Genomic DNA, 19,734 nt, shown 5'->3' with positions numbered 1-19,734 from the left:
CTAATAAACTTTGAACTTTGAACCTTAAACTTTGAATATAAAATCATGAGTGATCAGAACAAACCTAAACGAGATCAGCAGATAGATATCGAATTGGACGAAAGTGTTGCCGAAGGAACATATTCTAACCTGGCGATCATAAACCATTCCGTATCTGAATTCGTTGTGGATTTTATAAGTATGATGCCCGGGGCTCCCAAAGCCAAAGTAAAGAGCCGTATTATACTTACCCCACAGCACGCCAAGCGTTTTCTGAAGGCACTTGCAGACAATGTCAGCCGTTTTGAATCTGCTCATGGAGAGATCAAGGATTACGAACAGCCTCCCATACCGATGAACTTCGGCCCGACGGGAGAAGCGTAAACCGTAAAACAATAAGCCCCGGACTTTAAAAGTCCGGGGCTTTTTTTGTCCCTGAACTATATAATTTTTCGGGTTTTAATGGATATATGAACAGAATTTCAGAACTTAGCAAAAATATAGTTAAGCCTGAAGGATACATAGAAGGAGCGAGAGGGCTGAAAGTTCTCTTACCGAAACCTCTGTTCCCGGAAACCTGGGACTCTTTCAATTAAAAAACTCATTAAAACGATGAAAAGAATAATATTTGTTTTCGCTTTGTTCAGTATAATGTTGGGATCTGCTCAGAGCAGTGTTGACGGTTATAAATATGTTATTGTTCCCCAGAAGTTCGATTTTCTCAAAAAGGAAAACCAATACCAGGTCAATGCCCTGACCAAGTTTCTCTTTGAAAAATACAATTTCAAGGCGGTTTACGCAAACCATCTTACTACGGAGGTTGAAGAAAACAGTTGTCTGGCCCTGAAAGCCGATGTCAAGGATAATTCGAACATGTTTACTACCAGGCTCAATGTGGAACTTACCAATTGCAGGGGCGAAGTGATTTTTACTTCCGAAGAAGGAAAGAGCAAGGAGAAGGATTTTAAGACAGCCTATCACGATGCGCTTCGCAAAGCCTTTAAATCTGTGGAAGAATTGAATTACAATTACGATCCCTCCATATCTATCGTGTCCTCAAGCCGCGCTACGGCGACTGCACCCCCGGCACAGGCATCTTCCGTAGCTCCCTCCCGGCAACAGACTACCGAGCAGCCAAAAGTGGTGGAAAAAACAGAGAACCCTGTTCCTGTGGCCCGAAAGGCTGGGATTAAAAACGACGGGGTATTGTATGCACAACCTGTGGAAAATGGTTACCAACTGGTGGACAGCAGTCCGAAAGTGATTTTTGTTTTGCAAAAGACCAGTGCTGACAATGTTTATATTATAAGGGATAAGAATGGTATGCTTACCAAAAAAGACGGAAAATGGATTGCCGAATATTACGAAGGCGGTGAGCGCATAGAAGAAGAGCTGAAGATCAAATTTTAAAGAGACCTCCCCGACTGTACTGGCCCGATACTACTACATATATCTGCAAGTGCAGTCGGGACCTTTTAGACCGGTAAAAGACCTTGCCTGGCCTTTATCGATTTAATCTTCTTCTTCCGGGATCTGGTCCGGATGTTCTATAAAGTTCCCGTTTTCGTCGAAATGCTTTAAAAAAGGGTCGTTCTCTTCGTCGTAATCTTCCCTTTCCCAGGCGTATTTTACTGGTTTAGGAAGGTTCCCCCGGATAAACACCGCCAGGATAAACCCGGTGATCAGGCCGGAAAGGTGCCCTTCCCAGGAAATCTCCTCATCGATGGGAAAAACATACCACAACAACCCCCCGTACAGAAATACTACCAGGAGTGAAAGTGCTACAAGGCGATAATATTTTGTAAAGATCCCCTTAAAAAATATAAAACTGCTGAATACGTATATAAGCCCGCTGGCACCAATATGATAAGCCTCCCGGCCTATGATCCAGGTGAGAAAACCGCTGAGGAGAATACCGTAAAGGATAACCCGGGGACTTTGCCGGACGTAAAAATAGAAGAGTATAGTTCCCAGGATAAGCAGGGGAAAAGTGTTGTTATAGAGATGCTTTATTGAGCCGTGAAGAAAAGGGCTGAATACGATCCCTTTAAGGCCTGAGATGGTGCGCGGAAGTATTCCGTAGTCCGTAAAGTCATAGCCATATTTAATCTGTACCCAGTATACCGTCCAGATCAGTACCACGAACAGAAAAGGATACAGAACAGTGGTCAGTGAAAACTGAAAAGCCTTGTGGTCTTGCATGGGGTTGTTTTTTTATTAGTCAATTGGCAAACAGGTTGCCAAAAATCCGAAACATGGTAAATTGTCATCAAAATAAATATAGTAATTTTATGGCATGAATGAACCACTAGCAGAACGAATACGGCCAAGGACCCTGGAAGACTACATTAGCCAGTCGCATCTGGTAGGAGAAACAGGATCGTTAACCAAACAGATAAAAAGGGGTATGATCCCCTCTTTGATCTTTTGGGGCCCTCCCGGGACGGGGAAGACCACCCTGGCCAATATTATTGCGAATGAAAGCGACAGGCCCTTTTATACCCTTAGCGCCATTAGCAGCGGAGTAAAAGATGTAAGGGAAGTCATTGAAAAAGCGAAAAAGAGCGGAGGGCTTTTTACGACCAAAAACCCTATTTTATTCATCGATGAGATACATCGCTTCAGCAAATCCCAGCAGGATTCGTTGCTCGGAGCAGTAGAAAAAGGATGGGTGACCCTTATCGGGGCTACTACCGAAAATCCCAGTTTTGAGGTCATTCCCGCTCTGCTTTCGCGCTGCCAGGTCTATGTGCTCAATGCCTTTAATAAAGAAGACCTGGAGGCCCTGCTGCACCGGGCTATGGAAAAGGACCCGGTGCTGTCGGAACTGAAGATAAATTTAAAGGAAACGGAAGCCCTGTTGCGATTATCGGGGGGAGACGGGCGTAAATTGCTTAATATTTTTGAACTGGTCATCAATTCCGAAGGAACGGAAGAGGTGACCGTTACCAATGATCTTGTCCTGGAAAAGGTACAGAAAAACACGGTACGTTACGACAAGACCGGTGAGCAACATTACGATATTGTATCGGCCTTCATAAAGTCGATACGCGGAAGCGATCCCAATGGGGCGGTATACTGGCTGGCCCGTATGATCGAAGGGGGAGAGGATGTAAAATTCATAGCCAGGCGGATGCTTATCCATGCCGCTGAAGATATTGGTATAGCCAATCCCACGGCACTGGTGATCGCTAATAATACTTTTCAGGCGGTGACCACTATCGGCTACCCGGAATCTCGCATTATACTGAGCCAGTGTGCTATATACCTGGCTACATCACCTAAGAGCAACACCGCTTATATGGCTATCAACAAGGCACAGGAGGCCGTGAGGCAGACCGGCGACCTTTCCGTGCCCCTACACCTGCGGAATGCACCCACCAAACTGATGAAAGAACTGGGCTATGGCGAAAAATATAAGTATGCACACGATTATACCGGGAATTTCGTAGACCAGGAATTTTTGCCGGATGAACTTAAAGGGACTTCGTTTTATGTTCCCGGAAAAAATGCCAGGGAAAACAATATAAAGGAGTTTATGCAAAAGCGTTGGGGCGATAAATATACCTCGGCTTCACTCGATAACCGGGAGGGGAAAAACAAAACCCATCCTTAATCGGCGTCAAGGATGGGAAAAAATTGCTATGAAAAAGAAAAAAATTAACACTAAGATTTCTTAGTGGGTTTTCAAATATACATTTTTTTTGTGATATTTTTAAGAATTGAATAAAATTTGGGTGAAATATTTTACATAGCCGTATATTTCAGGTTTTCAGGCCATAAAAAAGCCGGAGTTGTTTGCTCCGGCTGTATTTTTTGAAGTTTTGTTCTTTAGGAGAACATGTCCTTTACTTTTTCAAAGAAAGACTTGTCACTCTTCTCGGGTTTGGGCGTAAAATGTTCGTCGTTAATCATTTGTTCAAAGAACTCTTTTTGTTCCCTGTTTAGCGTTTTCGGGGTCCATACATTGACGTGGACCAGCAGGTCCCCACTGCCGTAACCGTTGATACTCGGTATACCCTTGCCTCTTAGCCGCAATATCTTACCTGACTGAATTCCCGCTTCGAGCTTGATCCTTACTTTGCCCGTAACAGCGTCTATTTCCTTGGAGGAACCGAGTACGGCCTCCGGAACACTGATATACAGGTCATAGTGAAGATTGTCTCCCTCTCGTTTCAGGGTTTTGTGTTCTATTTCCTCGATGGCTACCAGCAGGTCTCCCGGAATACCGTTGTTGCCCGGTGCTTCGTTACCTTTTCCGGTGACTTTCAGTTGCATACCGTCTACAACCCCGGCAGGGATCCTGATAGAAACGGTTTCCTCAACCACTTTAAGGCCTTGTGCATCGGCATCTGCGGGTCTTTTGTCAATGACCTGTCCGGAACCACCGCAGGCATTACATGGGGCAGAAGTCTGCATCCTTCCCAGTATGGTGTTGGTTACACGGGTTACCTGCCCGGTACCGTGACAGGTAGGACAGGTTTTATAAGAAACCCCGGAAGCCTGTACTTTTCTGCGTACTTTTACTTTCTTTTCAACCCCACTGGCAATTTCTTCCAGGGAGAGCTTTACATGGATCCTCAGGTTACTTCCCTTGACACGGCGCTGACCGCCGCCAAAACCACCTCCAAAGCCGCTGAATCCACCGCCAAAGGCACTTCCGAAGATATCGCCAAACTGGCTGAAGATGTCATCCATGTTCATGCCACCCCCGCCAAATCCGCCATTGCCGTCAAAAGCAGCGTGACCGTACTGGTCATAGCGGGCACGTTTATCGGGGTCGCTCAGTACTTCATAGGCTTCTGCCGATTTCTTAAACATTTCTTCGGCATGAGTATCTCCCGGGTTTTTGTCGGGGTGATGCTGTATGGCCTTTTTACGGTAGGCCTTTTTTATTTCCGCGGCCGAAGCACCCTTATCTACTCCCAGTATTTCGTAATAATCGTCTTTCATGTGTTCCATTTTTGCCTCGGCTTCGCTCGGCAACCGAATAGAATCGGTTTAGGGGGACTTGAAAGAAACCGGTCCCTGAGCGGAGTCGAAGGGGATTATTGTCCTACAACCACCTTGGGATATCTTATGATCTTCTCTCCCAGTTTATACCCTTTTTCCACCACATCGATGATCTTTCCTTTCAGGTCGTCCGACGGGGCGGGAATCTGGGTTATGGCTTCGTGAAGCTCTGCATCAAATGCATCGCCTTGTGTTGTTTCTATCTCGGTGAGGCCTTTGCCTTTCAGGGCTTCCCTGAATTTATTGTTGATGAGTTCCACACCTTTCAGGAGCTCATTCTTTCCTTCCGTAACACCGTTGTTGTCGTTGCCGGACTTCTGTATTTCAGCCAGGGCCCTGTCAAAATCGTCGAGTATAGGCAGCATGGCAGACACGACATCTTGTCCTGCTGTTTTAAACAGCTCTATACGCTCTTTGGCAGTCCTTTTTTTGTAGTTTTCAAATTCGGCAAAGAGGCGCAGGAACTTGTCTTTCTCTTTGGCAAGCTCTTCTTTTAGCTGTTCTTCTGCTGAAACTTCCTGAGTTTCTGCCTTTTCCTCGGTGACAGGTGCGGTTTGCTCTTCTGCCATAATATCATTATTATTGGTTTCTTCCTTTTTGTTCTTTTTTGCCATTTGTATACATAATTTATACCGGCTTTCACACCGCAAAAGTGTTGCCAAACATTACAGGAGGATATTCCGGCAGCCGGGCCTTCGGTTAGAATGTCAAAATGTCATTATGGGAAGCCTGGAAACTCCCTAAGGTACGACCGTCAGATGGGCATAGCTTTATCCCTGTGGTATCTCCTTGTTTATCATGTTCCGCAGCAGGATTGAACAGGCCACTGCGATCAGGCCCAGAGACCCCATAAAAAACCAGTTGGCATTGTATCCCCAACGGTCTATGATCTCCATACCGGTTTTAGCACTCCATATGTGTGCCAGGGAAAAACTCATGGTATAGAGGGCCATGTAACGTCCTTCCCGGCCTTTGCTGGCCCTGCTCATTGCAAAGGCATTGGTATAGGGAAAACCGAGCATTTCGCCCAGGGTAATGATCACCATGCTGATAACCAGTACACCGATCCAGCCGGGGTACAGCAGTATAAAAAAGCTGGTAGCCATGAGTATCGTACTCAGGAAAATAAGCCTGGTTTTGGCCGTTTTCCGTTTTTCGATATAGCTGACCATGGGCATTTCGAAAACGAATATAAGCAGCCCGTTAAGGGACATGAGCAGCCCGGTCTGAAGTTCTGTAAGACCATATACTTCCTTGTGATAAATGGGCAGGGTGGTGAAGATCTGGAAGAACAGCATGCCAAGAACAAAGGTTACAAAGAGGAATACCCAGTAGGGTTTGTCTTTAAAGACCGGTTTGCCCTCCTTTTCAACTGTGTCGGTCACTGGGGCTTCGGTACTTTTTTTCTTTTCGGGCACCAGGGCACGGAACAGCAGGATGGCTATAATACAGGTGGCGCCATCTATCCAGAACAGTCCGCCATATCCCATTTGTACGATAATAAGCCCACCGAGGGCCGGACCGGCAGCAAATCCGAGGTTTATGGCCAGGCGTACCAGGGTCAGGGCGCGGGTCCTGTTTCCGGGTTTGCTGTAAGCCCCGAGCGAAACGAACATAGCGGGGCGGAACATATCGGAAATGGTCATGATAACGAACATCGCCGCACAGAGCCCCCAAAATCCGGTGATGAATTGCAGGGTAAAAAAGAGAACCCCGCTGGTAAACAGGCTAAAGACCATGACCTTGTAAAACCCTATTTTATCCGAAAATTTACCGCCCAGCCAGGAACCGGTCATAGACCCTATACCAAAACACACCATGATCCACCCGATCTGGCCGTAGGAAAAGTGAAGGTCTTCCTTCAGATATTTGGACAGGAAAGGCAAGACCATGGTCCCCGCCCGGTTGATGAATGTTATCAGGGTAAGAAACCAGATCTCCCTGGAAAACCCCCCAAAGGAGGAGATATATTTTTTAAGGAGTGACCGAAGCATAATGAGGTAAGATTGAAATGCCAAACTTACTCAATATTTGCGGAACACAGCGTGAGGGAAAAGCTATTTTTGCCCCGGGAATGCAAATAAAATCATAGCTTTGTAACGGGAAATATCAAGGGACACAAAAACAGTCCACAACTTATGAAAAAGTCCGAAATCGGTGGTTTGGAGTTTAGTATACAAATCAATGCTATTTCGGGTTTCTGCCCTGGCTTCGGGCCCTAAAAACAAATACATGAAAACAACGCTGGTTACATTGGCATTTCTCGTTTTTTTAACGGGTTGTAAAGGAGATAAAAGATATCGCGATACGGAACATACTATAACAGCAGACAGTACAAGTGCGGTTGGGAGTATAGAACTGTTTCAGCAGGAATTAAATGAAGAGTTTAGGAACCCGGAAACATCGCCCTTAAAAGACCGGGACCGTAAACATTTCCGCGGGCTCGAATTTTTTCCGATCGATACGACCCTGAGAGTAAAAGCAAAATTGGAGAGGACCCCGGAAGAACTCCCTTTTTTTATGCCTACAACGACAGACAGGGAAACCGAAGAGGTGCGGTATGGTATCCTGTATTTCAGGATTGGCGGTAAAGAATACAGGCTCAACGTCTATCAAAGCCAGGAGCTGATAACCCGGGAAGGGTTTGAAGACTACCTGTTTCTGCCTTTTTCAGACGCTACGAACGGGGAGGAGACTTACGGGGGAGGCAGGTATATGGACCTCCGCATACCCGAAGGCGATGAGATCGTACTGGACTTCAATAAAGCCTATAATCCCTATTGTGCCTACAACAAAAAATACTCCTGTCCCATAGTACCGAAAGAAAATACCCTGTCTGTTCCTGTAAGGGCCGGGGTGAAGGCTTTTGAAGGACAATAATATACCTTTTTAACGGCAGATCCAGGGAAAAGGAGGTGCCCCTCCAAAAGTAATACTTACACAACGCTGTACTGAATTTATTTCAGTATGGTTTCAGGATGTCATCAGCGATTGTCCGATCAGGGTGATGGGATGCTGAAACAACCCTTCGGCTGTGCTCAGGGTGACAGTTCAGCATGACGTATGTATTACTTTTGGGGGCATCCTCCGCAGATACCAATAACCTTAAAAATATTTTAAAATTTGTAGATGGCCGCCAGGACAAATGAGCCGAGGCTGCCTTCAGACGGTATACCTGTTTTGTAACTGTCCTTATCAAAGAACACATCTTCGGAAACACTGTCCAGCCGGAGTTCGGGCTTTAGGATAAGGTTGCCCACGGTGTAGCTTCCGGTAAGGGTAAAATCGAAGGTTTCCACATCCGGTCCGTAAACAGGGCTGCCGTCATCCAGCTCCTTGAAGTATTCAGCTCTGAGCCCGAGGGCAAAACTTTCGGTTGTCTTTATCTGGGGGTAGAGGGCAATCCCGTAGAATCCGCCGGCATCCTTGGTTTCGTTATAAGTGGCGTTAAGTCCGAGATAGAACATGTCTGTCAGGTCATACCCGGTGGTGAGGTCTATCTGGAAGGTAGCTTCTTCATTTATGGCTTCACCATCATATTGTTTTCCGTAAATAGCGTTAAACCACGTGCCTCCCTTTTCGGTTTCATACCCGATCTGTGCACCAAAAGTATAAACCCCCGCCGGGTTGTATTCTGTATAATCGGTGGGATTCATAACAGCCAGCATGGCAGACCAGTTGTCGGACAGGCTGAAATCTGCCTTAAGTCCGGTATGGGAAAATGGCCCGTAAGAAAACATATAGGAAGTGGAGTAGTTGAAGTTCCCGGTAGGAGAGATCACTTCATATCCCAGGAAGGTGTTGAAATTTCCAAAAGTAAGGGTAACGGCATCGCTGACGGTCCAGTACACATACAACTGGTTGACAATATTGGAGGAACCGGTGGACAGGAAAACGGCATCTTCCCCACGTGGCCCGAACACGAGGTCGGCAACAAAACCTACTTTTTCGGACTCGTAAGAAGCAATTATATTGGCCATACCCAGGGCAAACCCGGGATCGTTGGCAAAGGAAGAAGCCGGTGCCTGTCGCTGTTCGTCTGAAAAATTATAGCGGTAATAGCCATCTACACTGCCACTTATCCGGAATTTCTTGTCTTCCTGGGCAAGGACAGTTAAATTTATAAGCGCCACCAGGGCAAAAAGTACTTTTTTTACGAACTTTGTCATAGTAATCGATTTCATAGTAAAAGGATTAGTTGTTTAATTCTGACTGATTTTTTGTGTGTTGAGCAACACTGAGAACCTTTTGAATGAATGAGGATTATTTGCGGAGCGTTTGGCAGAACGCTCCGCTTTCTCTTTTCAACCTTCGGTTATTGTCCTGGTTTTGGTTTAGTGCTGGTTCATCCTGAAATCGGGATAAGCCTCCATACCACCGTGTTCGTGAAGGTCGAGCCCCTCGAGTTCTTCATCCCTGGTAACACGCAACCCTATGGTTTTCTTTATGATGGTCAGTATAATAAAGGCCGATATAATACAGAAAGCACCTATAATGGCTACTCCTGCAAGTTGTATCAGGAACTGATTAAAGCCGGCCATTGCACCGAAGATACCAACGGCGAGGGTCCCCCATATTCCGCATAGGAGGTGAACGGCTATGGCGCCCACCGGATCGTCCAGTTTCAACCTGTCGATAAAGGCCACACCCAGAACGATGATCACCCCTGCCACGATACCGATAATAATGGCATCTGTCGGAGACATCTGGTCTGCCCCTGCGGTGATACCTACCAATCCGCCCAGGATACCATTGAGGAACATGGTAAGGTCGTAGTTTTTATAGCGAATGGAAGAGAAGACAAAGGACGACACACCCCCGGCAGCTGCAGCAAGGCAGGTGGTTACAAGAGTGAGCGAGGTTGCCCCCGGATCGGCAGAAAGTACTGAACCGCCGTTAAAGCCGAACCATCCCAGCCAGAGAATAAGAACTCCGGCTGTGGCCATGGGAATGTTATGGCCGGGCAGGGCATTGACTTTTCCGTCCTTTCCGAATTTGCCTATTCGGGCTCCGAGCAGATATACAGCTACTATGGCGGCCCATCCGCCGACAGAGTGTACCAGGGTAGAACCGGCAAAGTCATAGAACCCCCACTCTTCGAGGAACCCGCCGCCCCATTTCCAGGAACCTGCAATAGGATATACAATACCGACATAGATCACGGAAAAAAGCATAAAACTGCCTATTTTCACCCTTTCGGCCACTGCACCGGATACAATAGTAGCGGCAGTGGCAGCAAACATGCCCTGAAAGAGGAAGTCGGTCCAGTAGGTGTACCCCCCGTCTGCATAGGCCGTAGTTAACCCGTCTTCGGGGAGTGAAAGCCCGAAGAGGTTGATAAAATAATCGGGAAGGATTCCTCCTATGAAACTTCCGGGATACATCAGGTTAAAACCTATAAGGCAGTAGAGCAACAGGCCGGCACATATAATAAATACATTTTTGAAGAGAATGTTTATGGTGTTTTTCTGCCGGGTGAGCCCTATCTCCAGAAAGGAAAATCCTAAGTGCATGAAGAATACCAGTCCGGTACACACCATCATCCATATATTATTGGTTGTCAATAAAATTTCTTCCATAACTTGTTTTCTTTAAATTGTTTGCGTTGTCGGTTAGTTTTGTTTGTTCATTCATTTAATTGAGCGAGGTTTTTCCTTTTTCGCGTGTACGGATACGATAGGTTTCTTCTACCGGCGATATGAATATTTTTCCGTCGCCTACACTTCCTGTACCTGCAGCATCCAGAATGGCCTCTACGGCTTTGTCTGCAAACTCATCAGACACCACGATAGACAGGTACCTTCTTTGTATATCGGCAGTACTGTAAGTGACTCCCCTGTATACATGGCCCTGTTTTTCATTGCCCAGTCCGGTAACATCCCAATAGCTGAAAAAATTCACTCCAACCTGGTGCAGGGCTTCCTTTACATCGTCAAATTTTGACTTTCTGATAATTGCTTCTATTTTTTTCATAAGGATTAAATTTTAAGAATGTTAAATTTATATTAAATACAAATCACCCCTTACTAAAACATACTAAATGTTTTAATTTTTAAATATATTTCATTTATACCCCATTTAAAATAGGGGGTAATGTCTAAAAAATATATAAAAAATGACAACTCTATATTTTTTTGTGGTTGAGAACAGGGTTTTTTGAAACAGAAAGGGAAAATCGAAAACGTTTTCGGAAAGTTTCGGAAGGCTTATCGGGTAGTTTAGAGTACAGGTGTACCTCAAAAGCAATCGCTTTTGGTAATTTTGAAAGTCTCCCTGAAGAGATGTTTAAGTTCCGGAAAAAAGAGTCGGGGGAGAATAAAAGAAAATATCTTCTAAAAGTTTTACAACCCGTCATGCTTGTTTCAGCATCCCATCCTGTTGATCAGACGACCGGGATGAGAACCTGAAACAACCCTTCGACACTTCGGCTTAAGTTTATCCTGAGTCTACCGAAGGGCTCAGTGCAAGCAAGCTCAGGGTAAAAGTTCAGGTTGACGCAAATGCTATTTTATAGAAGACACCTTCATGTACTATTCGTATAAAAAAATGCCGGATTTGATCGATATCAGCTGTAGTATGCTATTCTACAATAGGAGGGATGTTGAGTTCGGACACGGGTACGTAGATCTCGGTAACCCATTTGGCCGGGTTGAGGGTTTTGGATGCATCAGACAGGTAAAATTCCAGGTATGGCCCTGTGGAGTCCTGTGCTATCTGGCGTTCGGCAAGGTAGGCAAAAGCACTGTCCCAGGCTTCTTTCAGGTTTTTTGTGTCTCCGGTAAGGGTTAGTTTCAATGCGCGGAAAGGGGCTATTTGGCCGGTGAGTATGTCGCTCTCCGGATCGGTTATGATCCTGGCTGAGGTTAAGACCCCGTTGGAAAATATCATGGCGTTGTTTTCTTCATCCCTCGAATGGTAATAGGTAAACGGGGTCCCAACATTGGTGATATTATGGGCTGTAATGTATTTTTCTATGACGCGAATGCGTTCCGGGATTTTTTTCCGGCTGTCGGAAATTTTACTGGAGGTAGTGGTGTAAAGGTAAAAACCCCCGCTGTGTTCCGTAATACCATCGATCTCTATGCTGTATTTTTTGATATCTTCGAGGATCACACTGTCCAGTTTTTTGAGCCCTCTCTCCAGCTCAGGGCCGATATTTTGTTCCATATTCCCCTTATAAAGGATATAGGCCTTGGACATAAAGTCAAGGTCACCACTGATCTCCCATGTTACTTTGGTAGCGTTTTCTTCCGGTTCGAAGGTCCAGGAAACTTCAGAGGGAGGGCGTTTTTCATAGGTGAGTTCCTGATCCAGGTTGGTGAATGGGGTAGCCGCTGTGGTTTCCAGTTTTCCGTTCATTTTTTCTCCTATCCAGCTGTAACTGGCACCGATCCCTGTGGTAGTCTCTCCGTATTTAATAGCCATATCCGGATCCTTTTCCAGCCAGGGGATCCAGTTTTTCCAGTTTTTCAGGTCCTGGACATAGTTGTATACTACGGGAGAATGTGCTTTTACGACCTGTGTCCGGGAAACGCGATAGGAAGAAGGTTGTATGGCAATATAAATACTAATGCCTATAACCAATATAAGAATGAGGAAAAAAAGATATTTCAGGATTTTCATGATTTCTCTTGTTTGCAATGATGCTAATTTACATAATAACACAAAGATTTACACATAGGAAATCCTCCTCATTTTCCGAATACTGAAAAACGAGTAACTAAATATTACCAAAACTCCCCGTTGACGGGAGAAACGACTACTATACCGCTTCTTTGTAGTTTTTGATATTAAAATGAGAAGTAAGGCTCTCTTCGGGCTTTTCGGGGTAGAACCGAAAAGGCTTTTTAGTCTTCTTTTCTGTCTTATTAATGCTAAATATCAAAAGGATGACATTAATAAGAAGAAGCGAAGATAATACACCAAAAAATGTAATCATTGCTTTTATTTTTTTAAACCACGACGCTAATGTATAACTTTTTTTATAAAAACGGCAGTTCAAAGGCGCAAAAAACGGCTGAGTGTATAGCCCGAATGTTAAAATAGCTCCTGTTTTTGAGATGATCATTAAGACTTTATCCAACCTTTTAGCAGGAGCAGGATAATGAGAAAGAGGATAAAACCTATTAAGATCTTAATACTCCCGGTATAATGCCTGGCATGCAGCTTTTTGTCCTTTCTGTAACTGAAGAAAACCACCAGGGCAAAAGCGACGAAGAAAAAAAGGGCAAATATGAGTTGTCCTGTTGTGAACATATATTTAATTTTAGGCAAAAATAACCAATTTATCGGTAGGCAGTAACCGGTATTCAGTATTCGGTGTTCGGTGTTCGGTTTTTAAATTACGGACTACCGATTACCGAATACTGAATACCGAATAAAACAGATAATAACAATGAAGAGAAAACTGGAGGCGGTAGCCGAATTTCATCAGGCATTCGGATTGGGAATAGCTCCTGATCCTACAACAGACCTGGGAGAAGACAAAATAAACCTGCGTTTTAACCTCATGGCGGAAGAAAATGAGGAATACCTGGAAGCCGCAAAGAATAACGACCTTGTGGAAGTGGCCGATGCATTGGGTGATATGTTGTATATTTTGTGTGGCACTATACTGGAACACGGATTGCAACACAAAATAGAAGAAGTGTTCGAGGAAATACAACGAAGCAATATGAGTAAACTGAGCGAGGAAGGCAAGCCTATTTACCGGGAAGATGGCAAGGTTATGAAAGGGCCAAACTATTTTAAACCGGATATTACCAAAGTGCTGGAAGAATAAAACAGTTAATGGGCCGTTAGCAGTCAGCAATGCTTCCACTTGGTTCGACAAGCGGCTGCTGACTGCTAACGGACAATGGTCTATTCTACTTTATAACGCCACCCGTACGGATCTTCCGCTTTGTTATACTGGATGTCGACAATGAGTTTTTTGATCATGGAAGCATAAGGCTTGTCCATTTTCGGAAGTTCAAACTTCTCGTCCCCGTATCCGAACCCGGCTACCGGGTTGATCACGGCTGCCGTACCGCTGCCGAATATCTCTTTGAGGCTTCCGTCTTTGGCTGCGGCGATGATCTCACTGACTTTTACCGGCCTTACCTCTACTTTTATACCGTTGGCCTCTGCTATGGCAATAACACTTTTACGGGTAACCCCGTCCAGTATCCTGTCGTTGGTAGGGGCTGTGAGGAGTGTGTCTCCTATACGGAAAAAGACGTTCATTGTGCCTGCTTCTTCCAGGTATTCGTGTGTATTGGCGTCGGTCCAGATCACCTGCTGGTATCCTTCCTTCTGGGCCAGGCTGGTAGGGTAGAACTGTGCACCGTAATTGGCTGCCGCCTTGGCATATCCGATTCCTCCTGAAGCGGCCCGGCTGTAATGATCGGCTATTTTTACACGTACCTCACCTCCGTAATAAGACTGGGCAGGCGAGCATATGATAACAAACTTGTATTGATTGGAAGGGGAGGCCATAACACTGGGCTCCGTAGCGATCACGAACGGACGGATGTACAACGAATTTCCTTCTCCTTTCCTGATCCATTCCTCATCCAGTTTGAGCAGGGTCTTTACACCTTCAAAAAAGTATTCTTCCGGAAATACGGGCATCGCCATACGCTCAGAAGATCTGTTGATCCTTTTGAAATTCTCATCAGGACGAAAAAGCCATATCCCGTCATTGTCATCCCTGTAGGCCTTCATCCCTTCAAAAACAGCCTGGGCATAGTGGAATACCCTCGCGGAGGGATCGAGTGTCAGCGGTTGATATGGTATGATCTGAGGAGTTTCCCAGCGGCCGTCTACATAGTCGCAGACGAACATATGATCGGTAAACACGCTTCCGAAAACGAGCTTGTCAAAATCCACTTGTCCGATCCTGGAACTGGTTGTTTTTTCAATCTTGATAGGAGTAACTTCTTCTGTCTTCATGGTCAAATTAAATTTTATAGCTAAGGTAATTAAATAAATACGTATTCGGAATTAAAAAATCACATAAAATTCATTTATTTTAGAGCTGTGTAAAGGCATTTTTTTATTCAAATCCTTAAAAAAATAAAGTATGAAGCTGTTAATTGCGAAATTTTCAACAATATTGTCAGTGATGGTTCTCTCCGGCTGTAAACAGGAGGTAAAAAAGCCGGTGGAGAATGAGGCTTATGCGTCTTTCGGAGACTCTATAACCTTGTCCGGAAAATGGGAAACCCGGGATATGGATAACAGATTTGCGCAACTGGAAAAAGGAGATACTATCCCTGTAAAATTTACATCCAGGATCATAGAGGTGTGCCCCAAAAAAGGATGCTGGATGAAAGTGGAGCTCACCGACGGCCGGCAAGCCATGGTGCGGTTTAAGGATTATGGCTTTTTTGTGCCTACCGATGCGTCCGGAGAGGTTGTTATGGAAGGAAAGGCCTATGTAGAAAAAATGCCTGTGAAAGACCTGAAACACTATGCCGAAGATGCCGGGAAATCTGAAGAAGAGATCGCACAGATCACCGAGCCTGAGATCACTTATGCGGTTGAAGCCCATGGGGTACTGATTAAACAATAGGTAAAATAACCCGATAATCCCTTGAAAAGAAAGATCATAAAAACGGCCGATGGTTCCACGACCATTCACCTTGAAGAATGGGATGAGCACTATCATTCTGTTCACGGGGCCATACAGGAAGCATATCATGTATTTATTAAGAACGGCCTGGCTGTGTTTCCCAGGGGAGGGATCTCTGTGCTGGAAATCGGTTTTGGTACGGGGCTTAATGCCTTTATTACACTTCTGGAAGCTGAAAAACACAAACTGAAGCTAAATTATACCGGAGTGGAGGCTTACCCGGTCTCCGCCGAAGAGCTGCAAGAGCTCAATTATGTAAAGGAATTGGAGGCTGGACAGCAGTCGCACCTTTTTGAAAAAATGCATGCGGTTTCCTGGGAAGAAACACACCGTATATCCGGGGAGTTTGTGCTTACCAAGAGAAAACAGTCTTTTACGGATATTGAAGATAAAGAAAAGTTCAACCTGGTTTATTTCGATGCTTTCGGCCCCAGGGTACAACCGGAACTGTGGACTGAGGAAATTTTTTCCAAAATGTATACAGCCCTGAAGGATGGGGGAGTGCTGGTCACATATTCTGCCAAGGGAAGCGTACGCAGGGCCATGCAGGCCGTAGGGTTTACGGTAGAACGCCTGCCAGGCCCTCCCGGAAAAAGGGAAATGCTTCGTGCCACGAAGCATTCAATGTATTTAAATGCTAAGGGCATTTAAATAGGTATATCCTGTTGAGACGCACGGCTGTGCGTCTCAACGTGAAGGGGCCGTGCGTCTCTGCGAGGTGATCGTATTTATCTGATGGGTATAGCCGAAGGTGTCTGCTATTTTTCGTAAATTTGTTTATAACGGAAAATATAAAAAAACACGATGACACCGGCGTACGAAAGCAATCCCATATTAGACAAGCTGCCCGCGCACTTAAAGCAGTTCGTAAAACCCCAGAGCTACGAAAGCTACTCTGCAATAAACCAGGCGGTCTGGCGCTATGTGATGCGCAAAAATGTGGATTATCTCAGTAAAGTAGCCCATGCTTCCTACCTGGACGGGCTGAAGCAGACCGGGATCTCCATAGATAGCATTCCCAATATGTACGGCATGAACCGTATCCTGGAAGAAATCGGCTGGGCTGCTGTGGCTGTGGATGGTTTTATTCCCCCCGCCGCTTTCATGGAATTCCAGGCATATAACGTGCTGGTCATCGCATCCGACATACGACAGCTGGAACATATCGAATACACCCCTGCACCGGACATCATCCACGAAGGCGCCGGACATGCCCCCATTATCGCCAACCCGGAATATGCCGAATATCTCCGGAGGTTCGGGGAAATAGGCTGTAAGGCCATTTCCAGTGCCAGGGACTATGAAATGTACGAAGCTATCAGGCACCTGTCCATCATCAAGGAAGCTCCGGGTACGCCGGATACAGAAATTGAGGAAGCGGAGAAAAAGGTGGATGAACTGCAAAAAAATATGGGAGAGCCCAGTGAAATGGCACTCATTCGAAACCTGCACTGGTGGACTGTGGAATACGGTTTAATAGGCAGCGTGGATCATCCCAAAATATACGGGGCAGGCTTGTTGTCTTCCATAGGAGAAAGTACCTGGTGTATGACAGACCACGTAAAAAAACTCCCTTACACCATAGAAGCAGCCTACCAGGAATTTGACATTACCAAACCACAGCCCCAGCTGTATGTTACCCCCGATTTTGCACACTTAAGCCTTGTACTCGAAGAATTTGCCAATACCATGGCCCTTCGCACGGGCGGATTGCGAGGCATTAAGAAACTGATAGCTTCCGATGCGCTGGGTACGGCCGAACTGAGTACAGGACTCCAGGTGTCCGGGATGTTTACTGAGGTGATAGAATACGAAGGCAGCCCCATTTACCTGCAGACAAAGGGAAAAACAGCCCTGTCTTATCGCGAAAAAGAACTGGTAGGACACGGAACGGACTATCATGCCGAAGGATTCGGAAGTCCGGTAGGCAGGTTAAAGGGGATCAACCTTGCCATTGAGGATATGAGCCCGCGCGACCTGAAAGCATACAATATCTACGAAGGAGAAAGGGCAACCCTCGAATTTGAAGGCGGTATAGAAGTTACGGGAGATATTATCACCGGAACCCGGAACCTGCAGGGCAAGATCATCCTTATCAGTTTTAAGAACTGTACGGTAACTTACGGAGACAAAATACTCTTTAAACCGGAATGGGGTACATATGATATGGCCGTAGGTAAAAACGTGGTATCCGCCTTTTCCGGCCCTGCCGATGCCGGTAGTTTTGACCTGATCACCCATGTGCCTTCCGAAGGGACCATCAAGATAAAAAAATCAAAAGAACAGCTTGCCCTGGAGGCTCTTTATCAGAATGTACGGGATATCAGGGAAGGCCGGGAGATCGCCACGGCCCTGCCGGGCATCTTCGAAAGTGTCAGGGCCAACTATCCGAAAGACTGGCTCCTGTCGGTAGAATTGTACGAACTGGCAATAGACCAGGGAGACGATGCCCTTGCCCGGGAGATATTACTGCACCTGGACAAGATCAAGGCAGCATCGCCCGGAATTGCTCATTTGATCGGCGACGGGATCAGCTTAGTGGATAATGCCAGGATGGAGGTGTGAAGTTTTACAACGGAATATTCCCATGCTTCCGCTTAGGCCCTTGCATCTGCTTGTTCTCCAACATGGCAAACACCTTGAGGAGTTTTCGCCTGGTATATTGCGGGAGGATCACTTCGTCTATAAATCCGCGGTTGGCGGCGATGTAGGGATTGGCAAAGAGTTCGGCATATTCGGTTTCCTTTTCCTTAAGTTTGGCATCCGGGTCTTCGGCATCGGAGATCTCTTTTTTAAAGATGATCTCGGCCGCTCCCTTGGCGCCCATAACGGCAATTTCGGCACTGGGCCAGGCGAAGTTCATATCCGCGCCAATGTGTTTGGAGTTCATCACATCATAGGCCCCGCCATAGGCTTTCCGGGTAATGACCGTTATCTTCGGAACGGTGGCTTCACTGAGTGCATAGAGCAGTTTGGCCCCGTTGGAGATGATACCGTTCCATTCCTGGTCCGTTCCCGGCAAAAATCCCGGTACGTCTACCAATACCAGTAGCGGAATATTAAAGCTATCGCAAAACCGTACAAAACGGGCGGCTTTTTTAGAACTGTTTACATCTAGCACCCCGGCGAGGAACATGGGCTGGTTGGCCACTATGCCAATGCTGCGCCCGCCCAGCCTGGCAAATCCCGTGATGATATTTTTCGCATAGTCTTTATGGATCTCATAAAAAGAATCTTTATCAATGATCCCGGAGATAACCTCGTGCATATCATAGGGCTTATTGGGCTGATCCGGAATAATGGAGAGCAGGCTGTCCCTGATTTCGTCCCCGGGCTCAAAAGGCAGTTTCAACGGTTTTTCCCCGTGGTTTTGCGGGAGGTAGTCCAGGAGTTTTTTGATATCGTCCAGGCATTCGGCATCGTTGGATGAGGTGATATGGGCCACTCCCGATTTGGAGGCATGGGCACTGGCACCTCCCAGTTCTTCGGAAGTTACATTTTCGTTGGTCACGGTTTTTACCACATTGGGCCCGGTAACGAACATATAACTGGTGTCCTCTACCATAATGGTGAAATCTGTAATGGCAGGCGAATAAACGGCACCACCGGCACAGGGCCCCATAATGGCCGAGATCTGTGGTATTACCCCCGAGGCCTGTACATTCCTGTGAAATATATCCGCATATCCCCCCAGTGAACGGACCCCTTCCTGGATACGTGCACCTCCGGAATCGTTCAGCCCGATTACAGGGACGCCCGATTTTACGGCCAGGTCCATGATCTTACAGATCTTCTCTGCATGGGTCTCTGACAATGCACCGCCAAACACAGTAAAATCCTGCGCAAAGACATAGACAGGCCTTCCGTTGATGGTGCCATAGCCGGTAACCACCCCGTCACCGTAATACTGTTGTTTCTCCATCCCGAAATCCTTGGTGCGGTGGATGACAAGCGCCCCGATCTCCTCAAAAGAACCGTTGTCCAGGAGGTAGGCTACCCGTTCCCTGGCAGTCAGCTTTTTCTTTTGATGTTGCTTTTCTATCCGTTCAGGGCCACCCCCGAGGTAGGCCTGGGCCAGTTTGTCGTTCAGGTCTTTTATTCTGGAGCTCATAATTTAAACGTTTAGG

At 46.1% G+C, this 19,734-nt stretch carries 19 protein-coding genes; 8 read left to right on the top strand and 11 right to left on the bottom strand.

The features are described 5' to 3' along the window. Positions 1–45 precede the first annotated feature (45 nt). Complete coding sequence (locus KN811_RS08780) at positions 46–363, top strand: DUF3467 domain-containing protein (protein WP_187967709.1); 318 nt, start codon at positions 46–48, stop codon at positions 361–363. A gap of 228 nt (positions 364–591) precedes the next feature. Continuing rightward, a complete protein-coding gene (locus KN811_RS08775; RefSeq protein ID WP_187967708.1) occupies positions 592–1,389 on the top strand; it encodes a hypothetical protein in 798 nt (265 codons plus the stop codon). Positions 1,390–1,491: 102 nt separating this feature from the next. Here KN811_RS08775 and KN811_RS08770 read toward each other — a convergent pair whose 3' ends face one another. After that, positions 1,492–2,181 (bottom strand): rhomboid family intramembrane serine protease, encoded by a 690-nt coding sequence (locus KN811_RS08770; protein WP_187967707.1) that lies wholly within the window; start codon positions 2,179–2,181, stop codon positions 1,492–1,494. 94 nt (positions 2,182–2,275) lie between these two features. Between KN811_RS08770 and KN811_RS08765 the strand changes: the two genes are divergently transcribed. After that, the gene (locus KN811_RS08765; protein WP_216334781.1) at positions 2,276–3,595 is read left to right on the top strand and encodes a replication-associated recombination protein A; all 1,320 of its coding nucleotides are present in this window, start codon (positions 2,276–2,278) and stop codon (positions 3,593–3,595) included. A 215-nt stretch (positions 3,596–3,810) separates the two neighbouring features. Here the strand turns inward: KN811_RS08765 and dnaJ are convergent, their stop codons facing one another. The 3 genes from dnaJ to KN811_RS08750 form a co-directional block, all read right to left on the bottom strand. Then, on the bottom strand, positions 3,811–4,932 hold the full coding sequence (gene dnaJ, locus KN811_RS08760; RefSeq protein WP_187965364.1) for a molecular chaperone DnaJ: 1,122 nt from the start codon (positions 4,930–4,932) through the stop codon (positions 3,811–3,813). Positions 4,933–5,027: 95 nt separating this feature from the next. Continuing rightward, entirely contained in the window at positions 5,028–5,606 is a 579-nt protein-coding gene (locus tag KN811_RS08755; RefSeq protein WP_187965363.1) for a nucleotide exchange factor GrpE, read from the bottom strand. Positions 5,607–5,762: 156 nt separating this feature from the next. Beyond that, on the bottom strand, positions 5,763–6,986 hold the full coding sequence (locus KN811_RS08750) for an MDR family MFS transporter (protein ID WP_187965362.1): 1,224 nt from the start codon (positions 6,984–6,986) through the stop codon (positions 5,763–5,765). A gap of 238 nt (positions 6,987–7,224) precedes the next feature. Here KN811_RS08750 and KN811_RS08745 point away from each other — a divergent pair, with 238 nt between their 5' ends. Next, positions 7,225–7,872 carry a DUF1684 domain-containing protein gene (locus tag KN811_RS08745; protein ID WP_187965361.1) on the top strand — a complete coding sequence of 216 codons (648 nt, stop codon included), beginning with the start codon at positions 7,225–7,227 and terminating at the stop codon, positions 7,870–7,872. A gap of 236 nt (positions 7,873–8,108) precedes the next feature. On the opposite strand, the gene KN811_RS08740 is transcribed toward KN811_RS08745, so the two are convergent. From KN811_RS08740 to KN811_RS08720, 5 genes are all read right to left on the bottom strand, one after another. Continuing rightward, positions 8,109–9,176 carry a porin gene (locus tag KN811_RS08740; protein WP_187965360.1) on the bottom strand — a complete coding sequence of 356 codons (1,068 nt, stop codon included), beginning with the start codon at positions 9,174–9,176 and terminating at the stop codon, positions 8,109–8,111. Between the two features lie 150 nt (positions 9,177–9,326). Then, entirely contained in the window at positions 9,327–10,571 is a 1,245-nt protein-coding gene (locus tag KN811_RS08735) for an ammonium transporter (protein WP_187965359.1), read from the bottom strand. Positions 10,572–10,626: 55 nt separating this feature from the next. Continuing rightward, positions 10,627–10,965: a P-II family nitrogen regulator gene (locus tag KN811_RS08730; protein ID WP_187965358.1), complete on the bottom strand. Its 339-nt coding sequence runs from the start codon at positions 10,963–10,965 to the stop codon at positions 10,627–10,629. 606 nt (positions 10,966–11,571) lie between these two features. Then, the gene (locus KN811_RS08725; RefSeq protein WP_187965357.1) at positions 11,572–12,615 is read right to left on the bottom strand and encodes an SRPBCC family protein; all 1,044 of its coding nucleotides are present in this window, start codon (positions 12,613–12,615) and stop codon (positions 11,572–11,574) included. A gap of 444 nt (positions 12,616–13,059) precedes the next feature. Beyond that, positions 13,060–13,248: a hypothetical protein gene (locus tag KN811_RS08720; protein WP_187965356.1), complete on the bottom strand. Its 189-nt coding sequence runs from the start codon at positions 13,246–13,248 to the stop codon at positions 13,060–13,062. A gap of 139 nt (positions 13,249–13,387) precedes the next feature. On the opposite strand from KN811_RS08720, the gene KN811_RS08715 reads away from it, so the two are divergent. Further along, positions 13,388–13,774: a pyrophosphohydrolase domain-containing protein gene (locus tag KN811_RS08715; RefSeq protein ID WP_187965355.1), complete on the top strand. Its 387-nt coding sequence runs from the start codon at positions 13,388–13,390 to the stop codon at positions 13,772–13,774. 80 nt (positions 13,775–13,854) lie between these two features. Here the strand turns inward: KN811_RS08715 and KN811_RS08710 are convergent, their stop codons facing one another. Continuing rightward, positions 13,855–14,925, bottom strand: a complete 1,071-nt coding sequence (locus tag KN811_RS08710; RefSeq protein ID WP_187965354.1) for a branched-chain amino acid aminotransferase — start codon at positions 14,923–14,925, stop codon at positions 13,855–13,857. Positions 14,926–15,055: 130 nt separating this feature from the next. On the opposite strand from KN811_RS08710, the gene KN811_RS08705 reads away from it, so the two are divergent. From KN811_RS08705 to KN811_RS08695, 3 genes are all read left to right on the top strand, one after another. Continuing rightward, complete coding sequence (locus KN811_RS08705) at positions 15,056–15,547, top strand: DUF4920 domain-containing protein (RefSeq protein WP_187965353.1); 492 nt, start codon at positions 15,056–15,058, stop codon at positions 15,545–15,547. A 21-nt stretch (positions 15,548–15,568) separates the two neighbouring features. After that, positions 15,569–16,258 carry a tRNA (5-methylaminomethyl-2-thiouridine)(34)-methyltransferase MnmC2 gene (gene mnmC2, locus KN811_RS08700; RefSeq protein ID WP_187965352.1) on the top strand — a complete coding sequence of 230 codons (690 nt, stop codon included), beginning with the start codon at positions 15,569–15,571 and terminating at the stop codon, positions 16,256–16,258. A gap of 153 nt (positions 16,259–16,411) precedes the next feature. Beyond that, positions 16,412–18,172: an aromatic amino acid hydroxylase gene (locus tag KN811_RS08695; protein WP_187965351.1), complete on the top strand. Its 1,761-nt coding sequence runs from the start codon at positions 16,412–16,414 to the stop codon at positions 18,170–18,172. A gap of 4 nt (positions 18,173–18,176) precedes the next feature. Here KN811_RS08695 and KN811_RS08690 read toward each other — a convergent pair whose 3' ends face one another. Continuing rightward, positions 18,177–19,718 carry an acyl-CoA carboxylase subunit beta gene (locus KN811_RS08690; protein WP_187965350.1) on the bottom strand — a complete coding sequence of 514 codons (1,542 nt, stop codon included), beginning with the start codon at positions 19,716–19,718 and terminating at the stop codon, positions 18,177–18,179. Between the last annotated feature and the right edge of the window lie 16 nt (positions 19,719–19,734).

It is taken from the genome of Sinomicrobium weinanense (assembly GCF_018863395.1).
GTDB classification, from domain to species: domain Bacteria; phylum Bacteroidota; class Bacteroidia; order Flavobacteriales; family Flavobacteriaceae; genus Sinomicrobium; species Sinomicrobium weinanense.
Note: the sequence above shows the minus strand (reverse complement) of the source record. Positions and strands in the feature narration are given on the sequence as shown.